The sequence below is a fragment of the Streptomyces bathyalis genome (assembly GCF_015910445.1).
In the GTDB taxonomy this organism is placed as follows: domain Bacteria; phylum Actinomycetota; class Actinomycetes; order Streptomycetales; family Streptomycetaceae; genus Streptomyces; species Streptomyces bathyalis.
The window spans coordinates 4,819,082-4,844,834 of sequence record NZ_CP048882.1; the positions used below are offsets into that span (position 1 = coordinate 4,819,082).

Consider the following 25,753-nt stretch of genomic DNA (forward strand, 5'->3'; position numbering starts at 1 on the left):
GGAGTTGGGGAGTGAGCGCGCGATGGTGACCTTCGCACAGGCTCAGGAGCGCGCGGAGCGCTGGGTCAACGGCGACGTGCCCGACGACCGGCACCGCGAGGTGCGGGTGCGGGAGTTCGACCTGGGCTTCGTGGCGTGGGCGGAGCCGCCCTCCGGGTCCGGGGACGACGTGCCCCGTGCGCGGCTGGTGATAGCGCGGGACAGCGGGGAGACGACGCTGTGGCCGGGGCTGCCGGTGGGTGAGGTCATCCGCCGCTACGAGGAGGAGTACGGCTCGCCCGCCGCGGCGTCCCCTCCGGGCGGTGCGTCCGCTCCGCAGCGCCTGGATCTGGAGGCGACGTCGTTCCTGCTGACGCCGCCGGACTGGCTTCAGCAGGCAGCCGACGAGATGGGCATCCCGGACCGGCGGGGCGCAGGCACGGGTGCGGGCGCCGGAACGGGATCCGGCGCCGTCACGGGGGGCGCCGGGGCTGCCGCGAGTGCGTCCGCTGCGGGCGTCAGCCCGTGGGACGCGGCGGACACGAGCAGTTCGGGCGGCGGTGAGGCACAGCTGCCGCCCGCCACGGTCTTCGCCCCGCCCCTCGCCGACGGCGGGGCCTCCGCGGACGCCAAGACGGAGATGATGCCCGAGGGCACCCCTCTTCCGAGGACGGCTGTCTCCCCGGCGGTGGACGGCACGGACCCGCAGGGTCAGGGTCAGGGTCAGGCGCAGGGCCAGGTGCCCGGTCAGGCCCATGGTCCGGCGGTGCCTCCGCCGCCGCCCCTCCCGCCCAACGCGCCGCCACCACCGCCCGGTTCGGGTCCAGGCGGCGACGCGGGCTCCGGCGGCGGGGGTGACGTGCACCATGCGGCGACGATGCTCGCGGGCCCGTCGCACGGCGGTTCCGGTGGTATCGGTGCCCCTCCGCCGCCGCCCGGTCCTCCCGGTGCTATCGGCGCGTCGGGCAGCTCCGACGCGGACACCGGCAAGGCGGCGGCGCGCGGATCCGCGCCGTCAGGACCTTCGCGGGGGAGCGGCCCGTCCGTACCGCCGCCACCCGGGGCGCCCGGCACACCAGGAGCCAGGCCGCCCGGCGCGGGCGGAGACGCGCCGGGTTCCTCAGGCGCGGGCTACGTACCGACGCAGATGGTCTCCGCCGACGAGGTGGCGCAGCTGCGGGACAGCGGCGCCAGCGCCCCCGGTTCGGGCCCCGGCGACGGGACGGGGTCCGGGGGCGGCGTTCACCATGCGGCGACGGTGCTCGCGGGACCCTCGCAGGGCGGCCCCGGTACGCCTCCGCCTCCCGGCGCTCCCGGTACCCCTCCGCCTCCGCCCGCCGCTCCCGGACAGCCTCCGGGTACGGGCGGGACCGGCGCCGGAGAGGGCGCCGGCGGAGGCGACGTTCACCATGCGGCGACGATGCTTGCGGGACCCTCGCAGGGCGGCCCCGGCACGCCTCCGCCCCCCGGACCGCCGTCCCCGCCGCCTTCAGCGCCGCCGCCCGTGCCCGCGGCCCCGGGAGCTCCACCGCAGGGCTACGGCTTCCCGCAGCAGGGGCCACCCGCCGGTCCTCCGCCGGGCGCTCCCGGACAGCCCGCGGCACCCGGCGTGCCCGGCGCCGTCCCGCCGCCCGCGTACGGCTATCCGCAACAGCAGCAGCCCACCGGCCTGCCCACGGTCGGCCCCGGCTACATGGCGGTGCTCCGCTACCGTGCACCGGACGGCTCGGAGCAGCAGCTGATCAGGCGCTCCGCGCCGGGCACCCCGCATCCGGAGTGGCAGATCCTGCACGAGCTGCGCAACATGAACGTGCCGCCGCAGCAAGTGGTGGAGCTGCACACCGAGTTGGAGTCGTGTGAGCTGCCGGGCGGCTACTGCGCCCGCATGATCCGCGAGACGTGGCCGCAGGTCCGTGTGACGCATACGGCGCCGTACGGACGCGACCACGCCACACGTCAGCAGGGGATGCGTCATCTCCTGGAGCACCAGGGCGAGTTGCACCAGGTCGCGGACGGGCCGGCGCGCCCCGCGCCGTTCCGCGTGCCGCTGCCGCCGCAGCACCAGATCCCGCCCGTACCGCCTCTGCCGCCGGACGCGATAGGGCAGGAGCTGCTGCAGGCGTTCGGGCCGCAGGCCGTCTTCCGCTTCGATCAGCACGCCGTCTCGCGGCAGGGCGTGCCGGACGTCGTCGGGCAGACGCTCGTGTGGGCCGGTCTGCCGGTGGACGTCGGCCCGTTCTTCTGGGGCCAGACCCAGCCGGGCCGACCGGTGCCGACGCTGGCCGAGCTGGCGCAGGAGCGGGGCGTGCAGCCCGGTTCCGACGCCGGTTCGTACCTGGTCATGGGCAACGACTTCGGCAAGCAGATGTGCGTGCAGTACGGCACCGCGAACATCGTGGCGGTGCCGCTGGAGGGCGGTCCCGAAGGGCAGCCCGCGCGGCCGCAGTTCGTCAACACCGGGCTTCCCGAGTTCGTGCGCGCGCTCGCGCTGCTCGGCCGGATGTGGCCGCTGCGGTACGGGCTGTCGCAGGAGCAGGCGGGGCGGTGGACCGTCGACTTCCAGGCGCAGCTCGCCGCGCTGGACCCGGCCGTCTTCTCCACCCCGGAGAACTGGTGGGCGGTGCTGCTGGAGCAGATGTGGGACGGGCTCTTCTAGGTTTCGTCCCACCCGCCCCGCTCGTCCCGTCCGTCCGGCCCGGCGCGTCCGGGCACGCACACGTGCAACGCACGGCAGCCGGGGTCAACACCCCCGCGCACCCGCTCCGTTCACTCTTCGCGGCGGCATCCGGTCCCGTCGCCCGTCACCCGCACGGATGGTCCGCACCGTCCGTGAGGTGACGGGCGGCGGGATTCGTGCTGTGCGGGCATCGCCGCTGGTGCCGCGCACGATTCCGCGCGGCAGGGGCGCGCCCTGTGCCCACTCCGAGTGACACCACGCCTCGTTCGTGGTGCGCTCGTATGGAGTGTCGCGTTATGACCGCTTCGCTCGGATCAAGAAAGATGTGCGTCCGCCGTTGAGTGTGTTGCTGAGGTAAGGGGCTCGAGATGGGTGCGTCGCCGCATGCGTTCACCGTTGTACGGGGCCGTGGCTACCGGCCCGAGCAGGTCGACAAGGCGGTCGCAGGGCTGATCGGGCAGAGGGAGGACGACCGCAGGCACATCGCCGGGCTCATCGCGCGGGAGGAGGAACTCGCCGCGGAGGCCGAGCGGTTGAGGTCCCTCGCCGAATCGCTGCCGCCGCAGACGTACGAGTCGCTCGGCGGCCGGTCCCGCCGGCTCCTGACGATGGCCGAGGCGGAAGCGGCCGACGTGAGGGCGGCGGCGGAGGCGGAAGCCGCACAGACCACGCAGGAGGCCGAGACTCACGCGCGCGCGGTCCGTGAGGCCGCGGAGGAGGAGGCAGAGCTGCTGCGGCGGGAGGCGTCCGCCGCGGCCGCCCGCAGTATCGCGGCGGCGCGCAGCGAGGCGAAGGCCGTGACGGTGGCCGCGCGCGAGGCGGCGGCGCAGACGCGCACAGCGGCAGACGAGGCGCTTCGGGAGACCGAGGAGCACTGCGCCGCGACACTTGCCGAACAGGAGCAGGAGCAGGCGGCCGCATCGGAGGAGGCGGAACGCGAGCTCGCCGAGCGGAAGCGGGCCGTCGAGACGTATGTCCGCGAACTGGCCGACCGGGGCGAGCAGTTGATGGAGGCGGCGCGGCGCGAACGGGCCGAGGCAGAGGAGGACGCGCGGCGCTGGCAGGAGGAGGCGCAGGCCCGTGGCGCGAAGCTCCACGCGGGAGCCCGCGTGCGCGAGGAGGCCGTCGAGCGCGAGACCGAGCGGGTGCTGTGGGAGCACGCCGAGCGGGCGGCGGAGATGAGGCGGCACATGGCGCGCGTGCGCAGCACCCTGGCGTCGCTGACGGGACGCACCTTCGAGCCCGGCGCGGAGCAGGAGCCTCCGGCCGAGCAGACCGCGGCCCCGGAGCCCGCCGCGCCGGGCACGCCCGGCGAACAGTCCGCCGCCTCCCGCGAAGCGGTCACCGTCCCCGGGCAGGTCCGGGGTCGCGGTCGCTGAACGTCCGCTGGGGGGTGGGTGGTTGTGCTGCCGCTGCGGGGCTCTCGTTGCCGAGCGGGTCCTCGCGGCCCCGAGCTCCCGCTCGGTCTTGGCCGTCCGTTGGCGCCCCGCTTGTGGGGTTCGAACTCGCAACGGCGGGCGGCTTCGCGCGGCGTGCTGTACGCCGGGTCCCGTGAAGCGGTCACCGTCCCTGGGCGGGTCCGGGGGTCGGGGTCGCTGAACGTCGCCTGTGCGGCGGGCGGTTGTGCTGCTGCCGCGGGCTCTCGTTGCCGTACGGGGCTCTCGTGGTCCTGTCTCGGTGGGGCCCGTCCGTCGCCGGCCTCGCCCACGCTGGCAGAGCTCGCCGTGGTGAGGGGTGGCTTCAGCGGGCCTCGCTCGGTGCGCAGTGCGCCAGGTCCCGTGAAGCAATCACAGCCCCAGGGGAAGTTCCGGGGGTGTCGCGGGCGTCGAACGCTAGCCGTGCGGCGGGCGGTTGCCGCAGGCCGGGGGGCCTCGTTGCCGAGCGGGTCCTCGCGGCCCCTGAGTTCCCGCTCGGTCTTGGTCGTCCGTCGACGGCCCCCGCTTGTGGGGCTCGAACTCGTTACGCCGGGCGGCGGCTTCGCGCGGCGTGCTGTCCGCCGGGTCCCGTGAAGCGGTCACCGTCCCTGGGCGGGTCCGGGGTCGGGGTCGCTGAACGTGTCCGCCCGCCGTGGGCGGTTGCCGCCGCTCGGGGGGATCTGGGAGGACCCGTCCCCGGCCCCGGTGGTCACCTGCCCGGCAGGGCCCCGTGTCGCAAGCTCCCGCCGCGCGGTCCGAACTCGCCGAGGCCCGCGGTGACCTCCCCGGCGCACCCCGTCCCGGCGTGACGTGCGCCGCATTCGAGCGCGGTCACCCCCCCCGGGGCCCGGACTCGGCGCGCGGCCGACCGAACTCGCCGCCGCCCGCGGCCGACCGAACTCACCCCCGCCCGCGGCGGGTTCAGCGGCGCCGCGCCCCCGCGAGCAACCGCGCCTCGGCCGCCAGATACTCCCTGCGCCCGCGCTCCCGTGCGCGGCGCCCGCTGAGGAACGTGAACGCCCAGCCGAGGAAGAAGCCCACGGGGACGCTGATCATGCCGCTGGTGGTGAGCGGGAAGATGTCGAAGTTCTTTTCGGGGAAGAGGGATTGGGACGTGCCCGAGACGGTCGTGGAGAAGGCCGTCACCACGATCGCCGTGGCCGTGCCGCCGATGAGCGTCGCCACCAGCCCGGTGCGTGTGAAGCGCCGCCAGAAGAGGCTGTAGACGAGTGCCGGTGCGATGGCGGACCCGGCGATGCTGAAGGACAGGATGATCAGCGCCCGCAGCCCGTGGTTCTGTACGAGTACGGCCAGTGCGATGGCGGGTGCGCCCACGGCGAAGGCCGCGAGCCGTGCGATGAGCAGTTCGCGCCGCTGCGGCGGCTCGCCGCGGCTCAGTACATGCGCGTAGAGGTCGTGGGCGAGCGAGTTGCCGCAGGCGAGGATCATCCCGGCGACGGACGAGAGCAGCGTGAGGAAGACCGCCGTCGAGACGGTGGTGAAGACGAACGTCGAGAGCGCGGCCGAGTCGGCGAGGATCGCGCGGGCCAGCTGGAGGATCGCCGTGCTGCCCTGCGGGCCGCCCGCCGCGAGGACTTCGCGGCCGAGGAGCGCCGTCGCACCGGCGCCGATGACCGCGATGAGGGCCGCGAAGACCGCCATGATCATGACGGCGTAGGACATGGCACGCCGGATCTCGGGCGCGTTCCGCGCGGTGTACATGCGCATCGTGACGTGCGGCAGGCAGGCGGCGCCGAAGACGACGGTGAGCGAACTGGCGACCAGGTCCGCCTTGCCGATGGTCGTGGGTTCGATCAGCAGTCCGGAGCGTGCGTACACGGAGCCGCCTCCGCTGCCGGTGTCGGCGAGGGTGACGAGTCGTGAGGGGTCCCAGCCGACCTTGTCCATGACGAGCAGTGCGAGCATCAACGAGGCGCCGAAGAGCACCACCAGCTTGATGATGTGGATGAGCGCGGTGCCCTTCATCCCGCCGATCGCCGCGTAGCCGATCATGAGTCCGCCGAGGGCGATGATGGTCGCCGTACGCACGGAGGAGCCCTCGAAGCCCAGCACGAGCGTGACGAGATGGCCGGCGCCGGAGAGCTGGAAGACCATCAGGGGAAGCAGCGAGGCCAGGGTGACGGCGGTCGCGGCGAGGCGTACCAGCCGGCTGGACCCGCGGTGGGTGAGGGCGTCACCCATGGTGAACCGGCCCGCGTTGCGCAGCGGTTCGGCCAGCAGGACCATCAGCAGCAGCAGGGACAGGGCGGTGCTCAGCGCGAGGAGCAGCCCGTCGAAACCGGCGAGCGCGATGATGCCGATCGTGGACAGGACGGTGGCGGCGGAGATGTAGTCGCCCGCGATGGCGAGGCCGTTGCGCAGCGGGGCCAGAGTGCGGAAACCCGTGTAGAACTCGTCCAGGTCGTCGCGTTCGGCGCTGGTCATGATGCACAGCAGCAGCGTGACGCTGACCAGTGCGGCGAAGATCGCGAACGATAGGGACTGCGAACTGGCGTCGACGGAACCCGGGTTCACCTGCCGTCCTCCTCGCTCTCGCGCCGTTCCTCGTCGGCGATGCGCACTCTGTGCGATATGGGGTCGACGGTGACGCGGGCGAAGAGCTCGTAGGTGAGGATCGTCAGCAGGGTGATGGGGATCAGCAGAAGTCCGAGGAAGACGCCGAGATTGATGGCGCCGAACACGGACCGTGCCATGAGGTCCGGCAGGTATGCGGCCATGCCGAGATAGACGGTGAAGTAGCCGAGGACGGCCACGGTCATGCTGCGGCGCAGCCACCTGTAGGCGCTGCGCAGCCGCAGGAGCTCGGTGTCCGCGTGGGCCGGGACGCTCGGGGCGTGCGTGGGGGGCGGACCGTACGAGGGGCGTGGGGGGTGCGGCGGCCGGGGTGGATGCGAGGGTGAATCCGGATACGTTCCGTAGTCGTCGAAGAATCCATGTTGTTCGCCGGTGTTGAACGCCATGCGCGCCTCCCCTCCCGTACGGGGCCGAACGCCCGAGGTTGAAGGCACGTTACTGGCGAGTGTCGGGCCGTTGGAAGAGTCGTACGGAAACCTGTCACATTTCCAACATCGTCACTGAAGGTCATGGCTGCGTGTGGTGTGCACGGCACACCCCTAGGGGGTCCTCCGACGGTGGGCGCCCCGTGGAATCGTCCTGGAGCAGGACGAGAGCACAGCTTCCGGTGCATAGGCTCCTGTTCACGGAGCCGGCGAAGGCAGTACGGACGGTTCCGGCTGCCCCGGCCGGAGGGCCGGCCACGGCGGCACCGGCCGCTCGGAGGGTGGGGTCAGCCCCCGCTCCGGAAGAGGTACGGGCACCATCGCGGCGCGCATCCGCGCACCGGGACACTCCAGGAGAACTCACACACGGGCGCGGCGGCACAGGGCCGCTCGCGCGGACGCACGACGCCGGAAACTGCCGGGAGCACCGGACGGGGAGAGGAACACACACCATGACGACGGCTGTAGCGGACCCCAGGAGCGGGGGCAGCGGGGCCCAGGCCGTTGCCGCCTCCGCCCGTCAGCTGGTCAAGGCGTACGGGTCGGGCGAGACGCGGGTCGTCGCGCTCGACCACGTCGATGTGGACATCGCACGCGGCGCGTTCACCGCGATCATGGGGCCTTCGGGCTCCGGCAAGTCGACCCTGATGCACTGCCTGGCCGGTCTGGACTCGGTCACCGAGGGGCGCATCCGGATCGGCGAGCAGGAGATCACCGGCCTGAAGGACAAGAAACTGACGAAGCTGCGGCGTGACCGCATCGGCTTCATCTTCCAGGCCTACAACCTGCTTCCGACGCTCAACGCCCTGGAGAACATCACCCTCCCCATGGACATCGCGGGCCGTAAGCCCGACAAGCAGTGGCTGGAGACGGTCATCGCCACCGTCGGCCTCGAGGACCGGCTCAAGCACAGGCCGACCCAGCTCTCCGGCGGTCAGCAGCAGCGGGTCGCCGTCGCGCGTGCGCTGGCGGCACGTCCCGAGATCATCTTCGGTGACGAGCCGACGGGCAATCTCGACTCCCGTGCGGGCGCGGAGATGCTGGGCTTCCTGCGGCGTTCGGTCGACGAGCTGGGGCAGACCATCGTGATGGTCACGCACGACCCGGTGGCCGCCGCGTACGCGGACCGCGTCCTGTATCTCGCGGACGGGCGCATCGTCGACGAGATGTACCGTCCGACCGCCGAGGCCGTGCTGGACAAGATGCTGCGCCTCGCGGAGAGCACCGACCCCGGGGCGGTCGCGCAGTCGGGAGCGGCCCCGGCCGCGGGTCCGGCCGGGCGCCGTACCCCGGACGGGCTGGAGGCGTTCGGCACCTTCGACGACGGTCTCGAGGACCGCCGGGACGGCAGCGGACGCGGCGTGGACTTCGACGCCTTCGGCACCAACGGGAGCCGGCCGTGACCGTGTTCAAGGCATCGCTGCGCAACTTCTTCGCGCACAAGGGGAGGATGGCGCTCAGCGCCGTCGCCGTCCTGCTGTCCGTGGCGTTCGTGTGCGGCACGCTCGTCTTCACCGACACCATGAACACCACCTTCGACCGGCTCTTCGCCTCCACCGCGGCCGACGTGACCGTCAGCCCGAAGAAGACGGACGAGTCCGGCGATGACCAGCGCACGGCCAGGCCCCGCACCCTGCCCGCCTCCGCGCTGGCGAAGGCGCGGGACGCCGAGGGCGCCAAGTCCGCGGAGGGCGTGGTCGCCAGCGAGCAGGTCACCGTCGTCGACGGCGACGACAAGAACATCGGCTCCACCACCGGGGCGCCCACCATCGCCGCCAACTGGACGTCGGACGACCGCAGGACGATGAAGATCACCTCGGGGCACGCCCCGCGTGGCGCGTCCGAGGTCATGGTGGACGCGGACACCGCGGAGAAGCGCGGCCTGAAGGTCGGCGACGAGCTGCGGACCATCGCCGCCACCGGAGACTTCTCCGCACGCATCTCCGGCATCGCCACGTTCCAGGTCACCAACCCCGGTGCGGCGATCGTCTACTTCGACACGAGGACCGCTCAGCGGGAACTGCTCGGCGGCACCGGCTCGTACACGAACATCGCGGTCACCGCCGAACAGGGCGTCACGCACGCCCTGTTGAAGAAGAACGTGACCGCGGAGCTCGGCGCGGGCGAGTACAAGTACCAGACGCAGAAGCAGGCCGCGGACTCCAACCGGGAGCAGATCGGCTCCTTCCTCGACGTGATGAAGTACGCGCTGCTCGGATTCGCGGGCATCGCCCTGCTGGTGGGCATCTTCCTCATCGTCAACACCTTCTCGATGCTGGTCGCGCAGCGCACCCGCGAGATCGGGCTGATGCGGGCCATCGGATCCAGCCGCCGGCAGGTCAACAGGTCCGTGCTCATCGAGGCGTTGCTGCTGGGCGTCGTGGGATCCGTGCTGGGCGTGGGTGCCGGAGTGGGCCTGGCCGTCGGGCTGATGGAGCTCATGGGTCAGCTGGGCATGAACCTGAGCACGTCCGAGCTGACCATCAAGTGGACGACGCCCGTCACCGGCCTCGTCCTGGGCGTCCTGGTCACGATGCTCGCGGCGTATCTCCCCGCCCGCCGCGCGGGCCGGGTCTCCCCGATGGCGGCGCTGCGGGACGCGGGCACCCCCGCGGACGCGAAGGCGGGGGTGGTGCGCGCCGTCCTGGGGATCCTGCTCACGGGCGGCGGCGGCGCCGGTCTCTACGCCGCCACGCAGGCGGAGAAGGCGGCCGAAGGGTCGATGTATCTCGGGGCCGGCGTCGTGCTGACCCTGGTCGGCTTCATCGTCGTCGGACCGGTACTCGCGGGGGCGCTGGTGCGGGTGCTGTCGGTGGTGACGCTGCGGCCGTTCGGCGGCCGGGTGGGGCGCCTGGCCGAGCGGAACGCGCTGCGCAATCCCCGCCGTACGGGCGCCACGGCCGCGGCGCTGATGATCGGGCTGGCGCTCGTCGCGTCGCTGTCGGTCGTCGGCTCCTCGATGGTCGCCTCGGCGACGCAGGAGCTGGACCGTTCCGTGGGTGCGGACTTCATCATCCAGTCGGGCAACGGCCAGCCGATCACTCCCGCCGTGGAGAGGAAGCTCAAGGCGTCGAAGTCCCTGGAGACGGTGACCTCCTACAAGATGGTCGCCGCCCGCGTCACCACACCGGACGGCAAGTCGGGCAAGGAGCAGCTCGCCGCGACCGACCCCTCGTACATGAAGGACCTGCGCCGCGAGGTGAAGTCCGGCGACCTGGCGGCGGCGTACGACCGGGACGCCATGTCGGTGGGCTCGGCCTACGCCAAGGAGCACGGCGTCAGGACGGGCGACAAGCTGAAGGTCGCGTTCGCGGGCGGCCGTACGGCGGAACTCACCGTCGCCGCGGTCACCAAGGAGGAGACCAGCGTCGACCGGGGAGCGATGTACACGGACATCGCCACCGCGCGCCGCCACCTCCCGGAGGCCCAACTGCCGCCCAGCGTCATGATGTTCGGGTCGGCGCAGGACGGCGAGGAGGACGCGGCGTACACGGCTCTGAAGAAGGAGCTGAAGCCCTACCCGCAGTACCAGGTGCGCGACCAGGCCGACTTCAAGGAGACCCTGCAGGACCAGGTGGGGCAGATGCTCAACATGGTCTACGGGCTGCTGGCGCTGGCGATCATCGTCGCGGTGCTGGGAGTGGTGAACACCCTCGCGCTCTCCGTCGTCGAACGCACCCGTGAGATCGGCCTGATGAGGGCCATCGGTCTCGCGCGGCGGCAGCTGCGTCGCATGATCCGGCTGGAGTCGGTCGTCATCGCGCTCTTCGGCGCCATGCTCGGCCTCGGTCTCGGAATGTGCTGGGGCGCTGCCGCCCAGAAGCTGCTGGCGCTGGAAGGGCTGAACGTGCTGGAGATCCCCTGGCCGACGATCGGCGCGGTCTTCGTCGGCTCCGCCCTGGTGGGTCTCGTGGCGGCGCTGGTCCCGGCGTTCCGGGCGGGACGGATGAACGTGCTGAACGCGATCGCCACGGAGTGACGAGCGGACGGGCCGGGGTGGTCCGGGGCGGGCCCGAGTGACCCGCCCCGGACCACCCGGCCCTGTTCCCCTCGCGCACCGGGTTCTCCACTTCTGCGGAGCCCCGCAGGTGAGGGCCCGGCTACGGCGATGGCGCGACGCTGAGAAGCCCGCCCGTGTTGCACATCTTTCATTCCATATGTCCGCTTGATACTGAGCCGAACCCGGCAGCCGCCGGGCTCGGCTCAGAAGGAGAGGCACAGATGAGAATGAACCGGCTTATCGGCGCGGGCGCGCTGGCACTGGCCCTGGTGGCCGGGACGGGCTGCTCGGCACAGGCCGACTCGGGATCGGCGGCCGTGCACAAGACCAAGGGCGGCCACGACAGGATCCACGGCTACGAGGTCGTGCGGCTGGCGAACCAGGATGTGCCCAACTTCCAGCGCCGCACCGTGTGGTGCCCCAAGGGCAAGAAGGTACTCGGCGGCGGAGCCGAGGCCCGCGGCAACGAGGCGATCCTGGTCGGCAGCTTCCCCACCGACAACAACCGGGGCTGGATCGGTCTCGGACGGCAGACGAGCGGCCCCACGGTCGGGATCAGCGTCTTCGCGATCTGCGCATACCCCCGCTGACCGCCACTGGTCACGGCCGAACGGCGAGTACGCACGCCGTGACAGAGCGCTTTGCCGGCACCGGCCGCCCGGCCGGACCCCACGAGGTCACCGGGCCGCCGGTGCCCGCTGCTGCGGAGCACCGCATGCCGCCCCGCCGCGGCCCTGAGCAGCCCTGCGGGAGATCGCGGCCACGTCCGTCGGCGGGCCGCCGTAGGCTTGGAATCCCCCGGAACGTCCGCACCACGTCGTTGCGGGGCGTTCGCGTTGCCCACCCCCCGACGGGAAGCCACCCCAGATGAGTCTCACCGGACTGCTCGACGCTCTCTCGCGTGACCCCGCGATGCAGGAGGCTGTCGAGGCCGCCGCCGACGGCAACCGTCACCATGTCGACCTCGTCGGTCCCACCGCCGCCCGGCCCTTCGCGGTGGCGGCGCTCGCGCGGTCGGCCGGCCGTCCGGTGCTGGCCGTGACGGCCACGGGCCGCGAGGCGGAGGACCTGACGGCTTCCCTGCGCTCGCTGCTGCCGCCCGAGAGCGTCGTGGAGTACCCGTCGTGGGAGACGCTGCCGCACGAGCGGCTCTCGCCCCGCTCCGACACCGTCGGCCGCCGCCTCGCCGTGCTGCGGCGCCTGGCGCACCCCGACGAGGCGGGCGACGCGGGCACGGGTCCGGTCAGCGTGGTCGTCGCGCCCGTACGGGCCGTGCTCCAGCCGCAGGTCAAGGGTCTCGGGGACCTGGAGCCCGTCGCGCTGCGGCAGGGGCAGAGCTGCGACATGGACGAGGTCGTCGACGCGCTGGCCGCGGCTGCCTACTCGCGCGTGGAACTGGTCGAGAAGCGCGGCGAGTTCGCCGTGCGCGGCGGCATCCTCGACGTCTTCCCGCCGACCGAGGAGCACCCGCTGCGCGTGGAGTTCTGGGGCGACGAGGTCGAGGAGATCCGCTACTTCCGCGTCGCCGACCAGCGTTCGCTGGAGGCAGCCGAGCACGGCCTGTGGGCGCCGCCCTGCCGCGAGCTGCTCCTGACCGACGACGTACGGCAGCGGGCCGCGGCCCTCGCGGAGAAGCACCCCGAACTCGGCGAGTTGCTCGGGAAGATCACTGAGGGCATCGCCGTCGAGGGCATGGAGTCCCTCGCGCCCGTCCTCGTCGACGACATGGAGCTGCTGCTCGACGTCGTCCCCAAGGGCACGATGGCGCTGGTGTGCGATCCGGAGCGGGTGCGCACGCGGGCGGCGGACCTGGTGGCCACCTCGCAGGAGTTCCTCCAGGCGTCCTGGAGCGCCACCGCGATGTCCGACAGCGGGGAGGCCCCCGTCGATCTGGGCGCGGCGTCGCTGTGGGGCATCGCCGACCTGCGTGAACGCGCCCGCGAGCTGGGCATGATGTGGTGGTCGGTCAGTCCCTTCAGCCCCGGAGCGGCCTCCGGCGACGGCGTCCCCGACGGCGTCCCCGAGGACGCACCGACGCAGGACGACGACGGCGCCGACGTCCTCCGCCTGGGCATGCGAGCCCCCGAGAGCTACCGCGGCGACACCGCACGCGCCCTCGCGGACACCAAGGAGTGGCTGTCGGCGGGCTGGCGCTGCGTGTACGTCACCGAGGCGCACGGTCCCGCCGTCCGTACGGTCGAGGTCCTCAGCGGCGAGGGCATCGCCGCCCGCCAGGAGGGCGACCTGGGCGACATCGCCCCGTCCGTGGTGCACGTGGCACGAGGCAGCCTCGACAACGGCTTCGTCGCACCGGAGCTGAAGCTGGCGGTGCTCACCGAGACCGACCTGTCGGGGCAGCGGGCCGCGGGCCGCGAGGCCGCCCGGATGCCGGTGCGGCGCCGCAAGCAGATCGACCCGCTCTCGCTCGTCCCCGGCGACTACATCGTCCACGAGCAGCACGGCGTGGGCCGCTACGTCGAGATGGTCCAGCGCACCGTGCAGGGCGCCACACGCGAATACCTGCTGGTGGAGTACGCGTCGGCCAAGCGTGGCCAGCCCGGCGACCGCCTCTTCGTGCCCACGGACCAGCTGGAGCAGGTCACCAAGTACGTCGGCGGTGAGCAGCCCTCGCTGCACCGTCTCGGCGGTGCCGACTGGACGAAGACGAAGGCGCGGGCGAAGAAGGCCGTCAAGGAGATCGCCGCCGACCTGATCAGGCTGTACTCGGCGCGCATGGCGGCCCCCGGCCATACCTTCGGCCCGGACTCGCCCTGGCAGCGTGAGCTGGAGGACGCGTTCCCGTACGCGGAGACGCCGGACCAGCTGACCACGATCGGCGAGGTCAAGGAGGACATGGAGAAGTCGGTCCCGATGGACCGGCTCATCTGCGGCGACGTCGGCTACGGCAAGACCGAGATCGCGGTGCGGGCGGCGTTCAAGGCGGTGCAGGACGGCAAGCAGGTCGCCGTGCTGGTGCCCACGACGCTCCTGGTCCAGCAGCACTTCTCCACCTTCAGCGAGCGCTACGGGCAGTTCCCCGTCAACGTGCGGGCCCTGTCGCGCTTCCAGACCGAGTCCGAGGCGCGTGCGGTTGTCGAGGGCCTGCGGGATGGCACGGTCGACGTCGTCATCGGCACGCACCGGCTCTTCTCCTCCGACACCAAGTTCAAGGACCTGGGGCTGCTCATCGTCGACGAGGAGCAGCGCTTCGGCGTCGAGCACAAGGAGCAGCTGAAGAAGCTGCGGGCGAACGTCGACGTGCTGAGCATGTCCGCCACCCCCATCCCGCGGACGCTGGAGATGGCGGTGACCGGCATCCGCGAGATGTCCACGATCACGACGCCGCCCGAGGAACGGCATCCGGTGCTGACGTTCGTCGGCCCGTACGAGGAGAAGCAGATCGGCGCCGCCATCCGCCGTGAACTGCTGCGCGAGGGCCAGGTCTTCTACATCCACAACCGTGTGGAGTCCATCGAGCGGGCCGCGGCCCGGCTCCGTCAGATCGTGCCGGAGGCGCGGATCGCCACGGCACACGGGCAGATGTCGGAGCAGGCGCTGGAACAGGTCGTCATCGACTTCTGGGAGAAGAAGTCGGACGTGCTGGTCGCCACGACCATCGTCGAGAACGGCATCGACATCTCCAACGCCAACACCCTCGTCGTCGAGCGCGGCGACAACTTCGGCCTCTCGCAGCTCCATCAGCTGCGCGGGCGCGTCGGCCGCGGACGTGAGCGCGGCTACGCCTATTTCCTGTACCCGCCCGAGAAGCCGCTGACCGAGACCGCGCACGAGCGCCTCGCCACGATCGCCCAGCACACGGAGATGGGCGCGGGCATGTACGTGGCGATGAAGGACCTGGAGATCCGCGGGGCGGGCAATCTGCTCGGCGGCGAACAGTCCGGCCATATCGCGGGCGTCGGCTTCGACCTGTACGTGCGCATGGTCGGCGAGGCCGTCGCCGACTACCGAAACGCCCTGGAGCAGGGCGGCGAGGTGGAGGAGGCCCCGCTCGAGGTCAAGATCGAGCTGCCCGTCGACGCCCACGTGCCGCACGACTACGCACCGGGTGAGCGGCTGCGCCTGCAGGCGTACCGGGCCATCGCCTCCGCCAACTCCGAGGAGGACATCACCGCCGTACGGGAGGAACTGGCCGACCGCTACGGGCCGTTGCCGGAGCCCGTGGAGAACCTGCTGCTGGTGGCGGGTCTTCGCATGCTGGCGCGCTCCTGCGGCGTCACGGACATCACGCTCCAGGGCAACAACGTGCGCTTCACTCCAGTCGAGTTGCGCGAGTCGCAGGAGCTGCGCCTCAAGCGCGTCTACCCGGGGTCGGTCATCAAGAAGGCGACACGTCAGGTGCTGGTGCCGCGGCCCAAGCCGGGCGGCATCGGCGGCAAGCCGGTCGTGGGGGGTGAACTGCTGGCGTGGGTCGGCGAGTTCCTCACCACGGTTCCGGGGTCGTGAGGCCGAGCCGCTCGCCGGGAGTGCCGTCCTGCCCGTCGTCCGTGTGACGCGGACTCCGGGCGGTGCGGGCGAGCGGGCTGGGCAGCAAGCGGGCGGTGCCGGCAACCGAGCGCGTACCGCGCCGCATCGGCTCCCGACCGGGGAACGTAAGCTCGAACACATCGCGGCCGGCCCTCCCGCCGGCAGCCGCAGCCGACCGGCCCCGACGGGAGTCTCGCCGTGCCACGTGCTCGAACCACGCGCACCGCCCTGCTGACCGCCCTCCCGCTCGCCGTCGGCCTGTTGGCCTCCGGGTGCCAGGTTCCGGGGCAGGGCGGCGGCTCGAACCCGGGCAAGTCCGAGAGCCCCACGTCGCGGGAATCGCCCACGCCCACGCACAGCGAAGGCGGCCCCGGTCCCGGTTCGTCGGACGGCTCCGGCGCCGTCAGCCCGTTCGCCAATCCGGAAGGCAGCAAGCGCGGCCTGGCGCCGGTCACTTCGGAGTCCGAACGCGAGCGCGCACGCGCCCTGATCGCCACCGTCCGCACCAAGGGCCGCGGCCCCAGGACCGGTTACGAGCGCGAGGCGTTCGGCTACGCCTGGAAGGACACGGTCGACGGCGTACCGCTGGGGCGCAACGGCTGCGACACCAGGAACGACATCCTGGCCAGGGACGGGCGGAAGCTGGTACGCGAGCAGGGCTCGGACTGCGTGGTCGTCTCCATGACCCTGCACGACCCGTACACCGGCCGGACCGTCGAGTGGCGCAAACAGCGCGCCATGGAGGTCCAGATCGACCACATCATGCCGCTCTCCTACGACTGGCAGATGGGAGCGGCCCGCTGGAGCGAGAGCAAGCGGGAGCGGATAGCCAATGATCCGCTGAACCTCTTGCCGGTGGACGGCTCCTCCAACAGCGCCAAACGGGATTCGGGACCTGCGTCCTGGCTGCCGCCCGACAAGCGGATCCGCTGCGCGTACTCCGTACGGTTCGCACAGGTCGCCCTCGAGTACGAGCTGCCCGTCACCGCGCCGGACAAGCGGATGATGCTCAGGCAGTGCGGGGGATGACGAGGCCCCGTTGCCGGTCGCGGCACGTCTCGTCGTCCGAATCGTTGTCCGGATGAAAGCCGAAGCGGTGGTCTCCACCACTTTCACTACTTAACATCGATCAACGCCGAGGTCGTGCACAACCGTCGCACGCCCCTAGCCGCCGTCCAGGAGACTCGATGCACAGGAGCACTGAAGGAAGCCGTCGTCGCAGGTTCGCGCTCACCGTCTCCGGTGCCGCCGCGCTGCTCGTGGCAGCGCCGCTGCTCACCGGTTGCGGCAACGACGCGCACCCCGGCGCCGCTGCCGTGACGGGCGGTGAACGCATCAGCATGGCGCAGCTCCAGGCGAAGGTGGAGGCGGTGCGGAACGCGCAGCGCGCGGCCCCCCACGGCGAAGAGATGATCAAGGGCAGTGGCCAGCTGACGCGGGCCTCACTCGACGGCCTGATCCGCGAGCGCATCATCGAAAGGGCCGCGAAGGACGCCGGGGTGTCCGTGACGCGCCGCGAAGTGGGCAAGTACCGAGCACAGTTGCGTTCGCAGGCGGGCGGGGAGAAGAGGCTGAAGGACGCGCTGCTCCAGCAGCAGGCCGTCGCCCCCTCGCAGATCGACGACTGGATGCGCACGCAGGTCGCCGTGGACAAGATCGCGAAGGCGGGCAACATCGACCCGCGCACGCCGCAGGGCAACGCGGCGCTGCGGAAGAAGTTCACCAAGACCTCCGAGAAGCTGCACATCGCCGTCAACCCGCGCTACGGCAAGTGGGACGTGCAGGCCTCAACGCTCGGCAACCGGACGGAGCCGTGGCTGCAGGACCTGACCGGCAAGCAGCGGGACCGGCAGCAGGCGCAGCAACAGCAGCAGCCGCAGATGTGACGCCCTGCCCCGGTCCGGGCCGAGGGATTTGGCCCCGTGCCGGGGAGGGCGGTGGCCCCGGTCCGGGGCCGGGGAGTGCGGCGGGCTCGGTCCGGGGCTGGGGAGTGTGGCAGCCCCGGGTCCGGGTGCGGGGAGCTCAGGGCGGCGGCCCCGGTTCGGGCGCCAGGAGCTCAGGGCGGCGGCCGGGAGCGGTGCTCTCCGGCCGCTGCGTTACGTTCGACGCGTGAACGCCCCTACTCCTGCTGATACTCCCGCTGGTTCGCCGGCCGGCCGCATCGTCCTTCTCACCACCAGCCACCGGGTGGCACCCGGACTGCTGTCCTGGCCCGCCTGGGAGGCGCTGCGCACCGCCGACAGCGTCGTGTGCGAGGACCCGGAGCACCCTCAGCTGCCGTACGTGCGCGAGGCCGGCGTCCCCGTCGCCACCGGAGCCCTGCCGAGCGCCCGCGAACTGGTCGAGGCGTCCGGCCAGGGCCGTACGACGGTTGTCATCGCCGCCGCCGAGGGCGAGCCGCGGCTCACCGACGGGCTGGCGGCGCTGGCCGGGTCGGGCCGCACGTCGATGCCCGAACTGGAGCTGCTGCCCGGCTCGTACGACCTGCCCGGCGCGCGTCTCCTCGACCTCGTACAGGTCATGGACAGCATCCGTGCCGTCTGCCCGTGGAGCGGGGCCAGGACGCACGAGGGGCTGGTCAAGTACGGCATCGAGGAGATGTACGAGCTCGTCGAAGCGATCGAGGAGGGCGACCGCGGCGCCCTGTGCGAGGAGCTGGGCGACGTGCTGCTTCAGGTGGTCTTCCACGCGCGCATCGCACAGGACGACCCGGAGGAGCCCTTCACCATCGACGACGTGGCGGCCGGCATCGTGGAGAAGCTGATCCGCCGCCACCCCCATGTGTTCGGGGAGGAGGAGGCCGCCACGGCGGAGGAGGTCCGGGAGCACTGGCTGCGCGTGAAGGCCGTGGAGAAGCGCCGGGACTCGGTCACCGAGGGGATTCCGCTGGGGCAGCCCGCGCTGGCCCTGGCGGCGAAGCTGGCGCAGCGCGTGCGGACGGCCGGGCTGGACGTGCCCCCGGTCCCGGACGTGCCCCCGGTCCCGCCCTCGCAGTCCGGCGGCATCGGCTACGAGCTGCTGGCGCTGGCCGTCCGCGCGGAAGCGGAAGGGGTCGATCCGGAGACGGCGCTTCGGGTCGCGGCCCGTACGTACCGTGACGAGGTCCGCGCAGCGGAAGGCCTTGAGGTGGGGGAAGGGCCTGATGCGGGGGGCGAGAGCGCCGGTACGGGGTGAGAGCGCTGCTCACCCCATGCAAGCGGTGCCCGGTGCCCGGTGCCCGGTGCTCGCGGGCGAGAGCAACGGTGCGGAGTGAGAGCGCTGCTCACGTGACGTGAGCGGGCGGGTGCTTGGGGGTGAGAGCACCGGCACCTGGCGAGAGCACCGCTCATTCCTCAAGCCGAGCCGATGCCAGGGGGCGAGAGCGCTGGCATCGGGAGAGAGCACCGCTCACCCCGTGCAAGCGGTGCCCGGTGCTCGTGGGTCAGAGCACCCGTGCCAGTTGAGAGCACCGCTCACGTGACGCGAGCGTCGCCGGTGCGGCCGCTTGGGGGTGAGAGCACCGGTGCGCGGCGAGAGCGCTGGTGCCGGGCGAGAGCAGTGCTCACATGCGACCGGTGCGTATGCCAGGGCGCGAGAGCGCTGGCATCGGGAGAGAGCACCGCTCACCCCGTGCAAGCGGTGCCCGGTGCTCGCGGGCCAGAGCACCCGTGCCAGTTGAGAGCACCGCTCACGCGACGCGAGCGTGGCCGGTGCGGGACGCTTCGGGCGAGAGCACCGGCGCCTGGCGAGAGCGCTGGTGCCGGGCGAGAGCACCGCTCACACCACGTGACCGGTGCGAATGCAGAGAGCGAGAGCACTCGTACCGAGCGAGAGCACCGCTCACATCACGCAAGCGGTGCCGGCGCTCCGGGGAAACGCACCGAGGCGGTGCCTCCCGCACCGGCATACCGGCCGAGGCGGGGGTACCCGTGCGTCATGTACGCAGTGGACGCCGCAAACCAGCCGCTGACGGTGCTCGCCGCGGAGCATGACCTGCTCGTGGGTATCGCTCCGTTGATCGTGGGCCTCGTGGTCGTCGTCGGCCTGATCGTCGCCGTCGCCTACGGCATCCGCATCCGCGCCCGGGGCGACCAGCGTCCCTCCAGCCCGGGGGAGCGTGGCCCGGAGACCCCTCAGGACTACGAGACGAGGCATCGGGTCCCCGACGAGGTCCCGCGCGACGGCGAGCGCCGCATGCCCTACGACTTCAAGGACTACGACTCCGACAGCCACCCCGGCGAGCACGAAGGGCCGCCTCGGAAGTGGGACCCGGGCAGCAGCGGGTCGTTCGGCAGCGGAGGCCCCGGCCACACCTGACGGGAATGCTGGCCACACCTGACAGGCCGGGCCGGGCCCGACCCGCGGCCGCTCGGCCGATGGCCAGCCCCGGCCTCGGGGTCCAGGATCCCGAACCGGACCCCCGGGCCGGGGTCCATCCATGCCCGGGCGGCGCGCCCGGTGCGACCCGTTAGCGTCGATGCGTGCAAGACGAGACCGATGAGCACGCCACCGCGAAGCCCGCGCCCGTACCCGAGCGCGGCGCCGCGAAGCCCGCGCCCACACCCGGGCACGCCGCGGAGCCCGCACCCGAGCACGGCGCCGCGAAGCCCGCGCCCGCCCCCGAGCACGGCGCCACGGAACCCGCGCCCGCCCCCGCGCAAGCCGACGCCCCCGACCGCAGCCGCACTTGTGCCCACGCCACCGCGTCCCCGCCGCCCATGCCCCCGCTCTTCGACTGGGACTTCGCCGCCGACCCGTACCCCGCGTACGCGTGGCTGCGCGAACACGCGCCCGTACGCAGGACGGAACTGCCCAGCGGCGTCGAGGCCTGGCTGGTCACCCGCTACGCCGACGCCCGGCAGGCCCTGGCCGATCAGCGGCTGAGCAAGAACCCCGTGCACCATCACGAACGTTCCGCGCACGGCAAGGGCAAGGTCGGCATTCCCGGCGAACGCAGCGCAAACCTGATGACGCACCTGCTCAACATCGATCCGCCGGACCACACGCGGCTGCGGCGCCTGGTCTCGAAGGCGTTCACGCCCGCCCGCGTCTCCGAGTTCGAGCCGCGCGTCCGGGAGTTGACGGACCGGCTCATCGACGGCTTCGCGGCACGCGGCGAGGCGGACCTCATCCACGAGTTCGCCTTCCCCCTGCCCATCTACGCCATCTGCGACATGCTCGGCGTTCCTGCAGAGGACCAGGACGACTTCCGCGACTGGGCGGGCATGATGCTGCGCCACCACAAGCCAGGGGAGCCGGGCCCCCCGCGCGGCGGAGTCGGCCGCGCCGTGAAGAAGATGCGCAACTACCTCGCCGAACTCATCCACCGCAAAAGGGAGAAGCCGGGCGAGGACCTGATCTCGGGGCTGATCCGCGCCAGCGACCACGGTGAGCATCTGACCGGGAACGAGGCCGCCGCCATGGCCTTCATCCTGCTCTTCGCCGGTTTCGAGACGACGGTCAACCTCATCGGCAACGGCACGTACGCGCTGCTCGGCCACCCGAGGCAGCGGTCCGTGCTGCGCGACGCCATAACGGCCGGCGACGAAAGGCTGCTGTCCACGGCGGTCGAGGAACTGCTGCGCTACGACGGGCCGGTGGAGATGGCGACCTGGCGTTTCGCGACCGAGCCGCTCGAGATCGGCGGCGCCGGCATCGCCGAGGGGGAGCCCGTACTCGTCGTGCTCGCGGCGGCGGACCGCGACCCCGCGAAGTTCGCCGATCCGGACGTACTGGACCTGGAGCGGCGCGACAACCAGCACTTGGGTTACGGGCACGGCATCCACTACTGCCTCGGGGCACCGCTCGCGCGGCTGGAGGGCCGGGTCGCCCTGAGCGCCCTGCTGCGGCGGCTGCCGGACGTGAGGCTCGCCGTCCCGCCCTCCGAACTTCGGTGGCGCGGCGGCCTCATCATGCGCGGTCTGCGCACGCTTCCCGTGGAGTTCACGCCGGAACCGAGGCCAAGTGGCGAAGTGCAACAGGAGTGACGCGACATCACGGGTGTGACTTTCACGTGATGTACGTGACACCACCTTGTGATGATGAACGCCGGGGAGCTACCTTCGGGCGGCGGCCGCGCGACACGGCATTCGTGCGCGGCTCGTCGTAAGCAAAGGCGCACCACGCCCTCGCACCACGCCAGCGTCACCCCGAACGTTCGTGCCCCCACGAGAGGTCACCCCGTATGCCGCCCTTGCTGTCCGGGAACGGGCGCCACCGGCGCCCACGCCAGGCCCCCAACTTCGTGGTCGCGGCAGGGGTGACAGGAGCCGGCCTCGCCATCCCCCTTCTCGGCGCGACGGCGGCGAACGCGGCGGACAACTCCACTTGGGACGCCGTGGCCGAGTGCGAGAGCGGCGGTCTGTGGAGCGCCAACGAGGACAACGGCTACTACGGCGGGCTCCAGATGGACCAGGAGACCTGGGAGCAGCACGGCGGCACCGACTACGCCGAGCGGCCCGATCTCGCCAGCCGCGACCAGCAGATCACCGTGGCGGAGCGTGTCCTGGACGACGAGGGCACGGACTCCTTCGGCGACTGCGCGGAGAGCGCCGGGCTTTCGGAGGACTCGCCGGGCTCACCGGACGTCGACCCGGACGGCTCCGACGACGTCGTGGACGAGCCCGTCGCCGAACGCCCGTATCCCACCGTCCCGTCGACGGAGGCACCCGAGGACGGCGGCGACGCCCCGGATCCGGACGCGTCCGCCGAACCCTCTGAGCCGTCCGAACCTTCCGAGCCCTCCGGATCCGCCGACCCGTCGGAGTCCGGCGATTCGTCCGGTACATCCGGTACGGGCGGTTCCGGGGGCGACCCCTCGTACGAGCCGAGCGACCCAGTCGGTCCGGGTGCCGGTGACGACACGGACGAACACCCCTCGCGCGACGGCAGCGACGGCCGCACGGACGCCGACGAGGACGGCAACGACGGCAAGAACGCCGAGGACGGCGAATACCGCGTCGCGCGGGGCGATTCGCTCTACGACATCGCGGACGAGCAGGACGTGAAGGGCGGTTGGCACGAGCTGTACGAGCGCAACCGCGAAGTCGTCGGCTCCGACCCGGGCCTCATCCTCCCCGGCCAGGAACTCCGTCTCTGACGCCACCACTGAGGGTTTCGACGGGCCGCGACTCCGACGGACGTTTCCGACTGCGGCCGAACGCGGGGCCCTGACGCCCAGCGGAGCCCGACGTCGCCCCCCCCCGCGGCCGCGACCCCGCGTACGCCCCGCCGTCCCGTGCGCGGACGGGCCCGAAAAGGCTGCCCGCCATTCTTTTCTTCCCCCGCCAAACAAATTCCGCCCTGCGCGGAGCGCGCCTGAGCTGGGCTCCTTCGCTCCCCGTTGCCGGCTGTTCCACCGCCCGACACGACTGGCCGACTTGGGCACCACCCCATGCCAGTTAGGCTCTGGACAGTAAGCCAGACACTTCACGAAGGAGATCCTCGTGCCGTCCATCGACGTCGTCGTAGCCCGCGAGATCCTCGACTCGCGAGGCAACCCCACGGTCGAGGTCGAGGTCGGCCTCGACGACGGCAGCACCGGCCGTGCTGCCGTTCCGTCGGGCGCCTCGACCGGAGCCTTCGAGGCACTGGAGCTGCGCGACGGTGACACGGGCCGCTACGGCGGCAAGGGCGTGGAGAAGGCCGTGCTCGCGGTCATCGAGCAGATCGGCCCCGAACTGGTGGGCTACGACGCGACCGAGCAGCGCCTCATCGACCAGGCGATGTTCGACCTGGACGCGACGGCGGACAAGTCCTCGCTCGGCGCCAACGCCATCCTCGGTGTCTCGCTCGCCGTCGCGCACGCCGCCTCCGAGGCGTCCGACCTGCCGCTCTTCCGCTACCTCGGCGGCCCGAACGCGCACATGCTGCCCGTGCCGATGATGAACATCCTCAACGGCGGCTCGCACGCGGACTCCAACGTGGACGTCCAGGAGTTCATGATCGCCCCCATCGGCGCGGAGTCCTTCTCCGAGGCGCTGCGCTGGGGTGCCGAGACGTACCACGCGCTCAAGGGCGTACTGAAGGAGCGCGGTCTGGCCACCGGCCTCGGCGACGAGGGCGGCTTCGCCCCCAACCTGGGTTCCAACCGCGAGGCGCTCGACCTGATCGTCGAGGCCGTGCAGAAGGCCGGTTACACGATCGGCCAGGACATCGCGCTCGCGCTCGACGTCGCCGCGTCCGAGTTCTACAAGGACGGTGTCTACTCCTTCGAGGGCAAGGACCGCACCGCCGCCGAGATGACGGACTACTACGCGGAACTCGTCGACGCCTACCCGCTCGTCTCCATCGAGGACCCGCTGTACGAGGACGACTGGGCCGGCTGGCAGACCATCACCGAGAAGCTCGGCGGCAAGGTCCAGCTCGTCGGCGACGACCTGTTCGTCACCAACCCCGAGCGGCTCTCGCGCGGCATCGAGGACGGCGCCGCGAACGCCCTTCTGGTGAAGGTCAACCAGATCGGTTCGCTCACCGAGACGCTGGACGCGGTGGAGCTCGCCCAGCGCAGCGGCTTCAAGTGCATGATGTCCCACCGCTCCGGCGAGACCGAGGACGTCACGATCGCCGACCTGGCCGTGGCCACCAACTGCGGGCAGATCAAGACGGGCGCGCCCGCCCGTTCCGAGCGTGTCGCCAAGTACAACCAGCTGCTGCGCATCGAGGAGATCCTCGACGACGCGGCCGTGTACGCCGGCCGCAGCGCCTTCCCCCGCTACAAGGGCTGACGCAGGCTCTCCGCAACCCGGCCATGGCCGCGCCGCTCATGTCGCGGTGCCCGACCGGCAGTCGCTGCGCCCGTCCCCGCCGCCGTTCCCGTACGGTGGCGGGGGCCGCCCGGCCGCCGGAAGCAGTACGCGCAGGCACGATGCGCGGCGTGAGCCGGGACGTGGCGGCAGCACGGACAGCTGAGAAGGGGACAGGGGAGGAACGTGCCCGCGGATCGCTTCTCCACCGCGACCAGACTCAGGGCGCTCGGCACCCGGGCCGCCGAGCGCGTCTACCGGGCCCGCGGGCGGACCGTGCGTGCTCCGCGCCGCAGCCGTCTCACGGGAAGGGCCGCGGTGCTGGCCCTCGTCGTGTGCTCGCTCGTGGTCGCCCTGGCCTATCCCATGCGCCAGTACGTCTCGCAGCGCACGGAGATCGCCGAGCAGCAGCGTCAGGCGGAGCACGCCCGCAAGCAGGTCGAGCGCCTGCGGGAGGAGCGTGCGCGCTGGCGGGACCCGGCGTACGTCGAGCAACAGGCCCGCAAGCACCTGCACTTCGTCCGCCCCGGCGAGACGGGCTTCACCTTGCCGGACGGTACCGGCATCGCGCACAGGCCCTCCGACCGCGGCTCCGACCGCGCCTGGTACCAGAACCTCTGGGACGGCGTGGACAAGGCCGACAGGGCGGAAGGGGCCGGGGAGAGCAGCGCGTCCGGAGAGGGCAACTGAGCCGCTGAACTCCCCTCCGCACACGGGCCGTTCGATGTGTCCCCGGGAACTCCCGTGAGCGTCACCGCCGAAGACCAATCCCACCGTCACCCCCGAAAGAGTCCCGCACCGATGGAAGAACCTCCGCCGCAGACCGAGCCCACGCCGCCCACGGACGCCGATGTGGCCGCGTTCAAGGCGCAGTTGGGCCGGCCGCCCCGCGGTCTGCGCGCGATCGCGCACCGCTGCCCGTGCGGCCTGCCCGATGTGGTGGAGACGGCGCCGCGGCTGGAGGACGGCACTCCCTTCCCCACCACGTACTACCTGACGTGCCCGCGGGCCGCCTCGGCGATCGGCACCCTGGAGGCCGAGGGCGTCATGCGTGACATGACGGCGCGGCTCGCGGAGGACGAGGAACTGGCCGCGGCCTACCGTGCGGCGCACGAGGACTACCTCGCCCGCCGGGACGCCATCGATGTGCTCCCCGGCTTCCCCAGCGCCGGCGGTATGCCGGATCGGGTGAAGTGCCTGCATGTGCTCGTCGCCCACTCACTCGTCGCCGGCCCGGGGGTCAACCCTCTCGGCGACGAGGCGCTGGCGATGCTGCCGGAGTGGTGGGCCAAGGGCCCGTGCGTCGCGGTCCCGCGTGACGGGGAGCAGGACACGGGCGAGGGCGCCGAGCAGCAGGGCGACACGGCGGCAGGCTGACCGCCCGAGCCGGCCGGTGTCACGCATGTGTCGCTCGGTGGGGTTGCGGGCGGCCGTCCCGGCAAGCGCCGGCCACT

General features: G+C 72.1%; 17 protein-coding genes. 15 read left to right on the forward strand and 2 right to left on the reverse strand.

What is annotated here, in order from left to right; all coding sequences use genetic code 11:
* Positions 1 to 22: 22 nt before the first annotated feature.
* Both G4Z16_RS21025 and G4Z16_RS21030 read left to right on the forward strand, forming a co-directional pair.
* Complete coding sequence (locus tag G4Z16_RS21025) at positions 23 to 2,635, forward strand: SUKH-4 family immunity protein (RefSeq protein WP_197352260.1); 2,613 nt, start codon at positions 23 to 25, stop codon at positions 2,633 to 2,635.
* A 389-nt stretch (positions 2,636 to 3,024) separates the two neighbouring features.
* Entirely contained in the window at positions 3,025 to 4,035 is a 1,011-nt protein-coding gene (locus G4Z16_RS21030) for a cellulose-binding protein (RefSeq protein WP_197352261.1), read from the forward strand.
* A 957-nt stretch (positions 4,036 to 4,992) separates the two neighbouring features.
* Here G4Z16_RS21030 and G4Z16_RS21035 read toward each other — a convergent pair.
* Both G4Z16_RS21035 and G4Z16_RS21040 read right to left on the reverse strand, forming a co-directional pair.
* Positions 4,993 to 6,606, reverse strand: a complete 1,614-nt coding sequence (locus tag G4Z16_RS21035; RefSeq protein WP_246530976.1) for a sodium/solute symporter — start codon at positions 6,604 to 6,606, stop codon at positions 4,993 to 4,995.
* Entirely contained in the window at positions 6,603 to 7,052 is a 450-nt protein-coding gene (locus G4Z16_RS21040) for a DUF485 domain-containing protein (protein ID WP_197352262.1), read from the reverse strand. The genes G4Z16_RS21035 and G4Z16_RS21040 overlap by 4 nt, the downstream gene beginning before the upstream one ends.
* A gap of 491 nt (positions 7,053 to 7,543) precedes the next feature.
* Here G4Z16_RS21040 and G4Z16_RS21045 point away from each other — a divergent pair, with 491 nt between their 5' ends.
* From G4Z16_RS21045 to G4Z16_RS21105, 13 genes are all read left to right on the forward strand, one after another.
* Positions 7,544 to 8,494: an ABC transporter ATP-binding protein gene (locus tag G4Z16_RS21045; protein ID WP_197352263.1), complete on the forward strand. Its 951-nt coding sequence runs from the start codon at positions 7,544 to 7,546 to the stop codon at positions 8,492 to 8,494.
* Positions 8,491 to 11,070: an ABC transporter permease gene (locus tag G4Z16_RS21050; protein ID WP_197352264.1), complete on the forward strand. Its 2,580-nt coding sequence runs from the start codon at positions 8,491 to 8,493 to the stop codon at positions 11,068 to 11,070. The genes G4Z16_RS21045 and G4Z16_RS21050 overlap by 4 nt, the downstream gene beginning before the upstream one ends.
* A gap of 242 nt (positions 11,071 to 11,312) precedes the next feature.
* On the forward strand, positions 11,313 to 11,681 hold the full coding sequence (locus G4Z16_RS21055) for a hypothetical protein (protein ID WP_197352265.1): 369 nt from the start codon (positions 11,313 to 11,315) through the stop codon (positions 11,679 to 11,681).
* Between the two features lie 277 nt (positions 11,682 to 11,958).
* Complete coding sequence (gene mfd, locus G4Z16_RS21060) at positions 11,959 to 15,555, forward strand: transcription-repair coupling factor (RefSeq protein ID WP_197352266.1); 3,597 nt, start codon at positions 11,959 to 11,961, stop codon at positions 15,553 to 15,555.
* Between the two features lie 219 nt (positions 15,556 to 15,774).
* The gene (locus tag G4Z16_RS21065) at positions 15,775 to 16,605 is read left to right on the forward strand and encodes an HNH endonuclease family protein (RefSeq protein ID WP_246530977.1); all 831 of its coding nucleotides are present in this window, start codon (positions 15,775 to 15,777) and stop codon (positions 16,603 to 16,605) included.
* A gap of 158 nt (positions 16,606 to 16,763) precedes the next feature.
* Positions 16,764 to 17,462: a SurA N-terminal domain-containing protein gene (locus G4Z16_RS21070; protein ID WP_197352267.1), complete on the forward strand. Its 699-nt coding sequence runs from the start codon at positions 16,764 to 16,766 to the stop codon at positions 17,460 to 17,462.
* Between the two features lie 223 nt (positions 17,463 to 17,685).
* Entirely contained in the window at positions 17,686 to 18,750 is a 1,065-nt protein-coding gene (locus G4Z16_RS21075; RefSeq protein ID WP_197352268.1) for a nucleoside triphosphate pyrophosphohydrolase, read from the forward strand.
* Between the two features lie 741 nt (positions 18,751 to 19,491).
* Entirely contained in the window at positions 19,492 to 19,872 is a 381-nt protein-coding gene (locus G4Z16_RS21080; protein WP_197352269.1) for a DUF6479 family protein, read from the forward strand.
* Positions 19,873 to 20,273: 401 nt separating this feature from the next.
* Positions 20,274 to 21,542, forward strand: a complete 1,269-nt coding sequence (locus G4Z16_RS21085; RefSeq protein ID WP_197354803.1) for a cytochrome P450 family protein — start codon at positions 20,274 to 20,276, stop codon at positions 21,540 to 21,542.
* 197 nt (positions 21,543 to 21,739) lie between these two features.
* Positions 21,740 to 22,654: a LysM peptidoglycan-binding domain-containing protein gene (locus G4Z16_RS21090; protein WP_197352270.1), complete on the forward strand. Its 915-nt coding sequence runs from the start codon at positions 21,740 to 21,742 to the stop codon at positions 22,652 to 22,654.
* Positions 22,655 to 23,000: 346 nt separating this feature from the next.
* Positions 23,001 to 24,281, forward strand: a complete 1,281-nt coding sequence (gene eno / locus G4Z16_RS21095) for a phosphopyruvate hydratase (RefSeq protein WP_028437061.1) — start codon at positions 23,001 to 23,003, stop codon at positions 24,279 to 24,281.
* Positions 24,282 to 24,485: 204 nt separating this feature from the next.
* Positions 24,486 to 24,989, forward strand: a complete 504-nt coding sequence (locus G4Z16_RS21100) for an FtsB family cell division protein (protein ID WP_197352271.1) — start codon at positions 24,486 to 24,488, stop codon at positions 24,987 to 24,989.
* 111 nt (positions 24,990 to 25,100) lie between these two features.
* The gene (locus G4Z16_RS21105) at positions 25,101 to 25,676 is read left to right on the forward strand and encodes a DUF501 domain-containing protein (RefSeq protein WP_197352272.1); all 576 of its coding nucleotides are present in this window, start codon (positions 25,101 to 25,103) and stop codon (positions 25,674 to 25,676) included.
* The last annotated feature ends 77 nt before the right edge of the window (positions 25,677 to 25,753 follow it).

What these genes read in the sequence shown, in the direction of transcription:
- G4Z16_RS21025 (WP_197352260.1), top strand. Translation starts at nt 23, where the DNA reads ATGGTGACCTTCGCACAGGCTCAGGAGCGCGCGGAGCGCTGGGTCAAC.
- G4Z16_RS21030 (WP_197352261.1), top strand. Translation starts at nt 3,025, where the DNA reads ATGGGTGCGTCGCCGCATGCGTTCACCGTTGTACGGGGCCGTGGCTAC.
- G4Z16_RS21040 (WP_197352262.1), bottom strand. Translation starts at nt 7,052, where the DNA reads ATGGCGTTCAACACCGGCGAACAACATGGATTCTTCGACGACTACGGA.
- G4Z16_RS21045 (WP_197352263.1), top strand. Translation starts at nt 7,544, where the DNA reads ATGACGACGGCTGTAGCGGACCCCAGGAGCGGGGGCAGCGGGGCCCAG.
- G4Z16_RS21055 (WP_197352265.1), top strand. Translation starts at nt 11,313, where the DNA reads ATGAGAATGAACCGGCTTATCGGCGCGGGCGCGCTGGCACTGGCCCTG.
- mfd (WP_197352266.1), top strand. Translation starts at nt 11,959, where the DNA reads ATGAGTCTCACCGGACTGCTCGACGCTCTCTCGCGTGACCCCGCGATG.
- G4Z16_RS21070 (WP_197352267.1), top strand. Translation starts at nt 16,764, where the DNA reads ATGCACAGGAGCACTGAAGGAAGCCGTCGTCGCAGGTTCGCGCTCACC.
- G4Z16_RS21080 (WP_197352269.1), top strand. Translation starts at nt 19,492, where the DNA reads ATGTACGCAGTGGACGCCGCAAACCAGCCGCTGACGGTGCTCGCCGCG.
- G4Z16_RS21085 (WP_197354803.1), top strand. Translation starts at nt 20,274, where the DNA reads ATGCCCCCGCTCTTCGACTGGGACTTCGCCGCCGACCCGTACCCCGCG.
- G4Z16_RS21090 (WP_197352270.1), top strand. Translation starts at nt 21,740, where the DNA reads ATGCCGCCCTTGCTGTCCGGGAACGGGCGCCACCGGCGCCCACGCCAG.
- G4Z16_RS21105 (WP_197352272.1), top strand. Translation starts at nt 25,101, where the DNA reads ATGGAAGAACCTCCGCCGCAGACCGAGCCCACGCCGCCCACGGACGCC.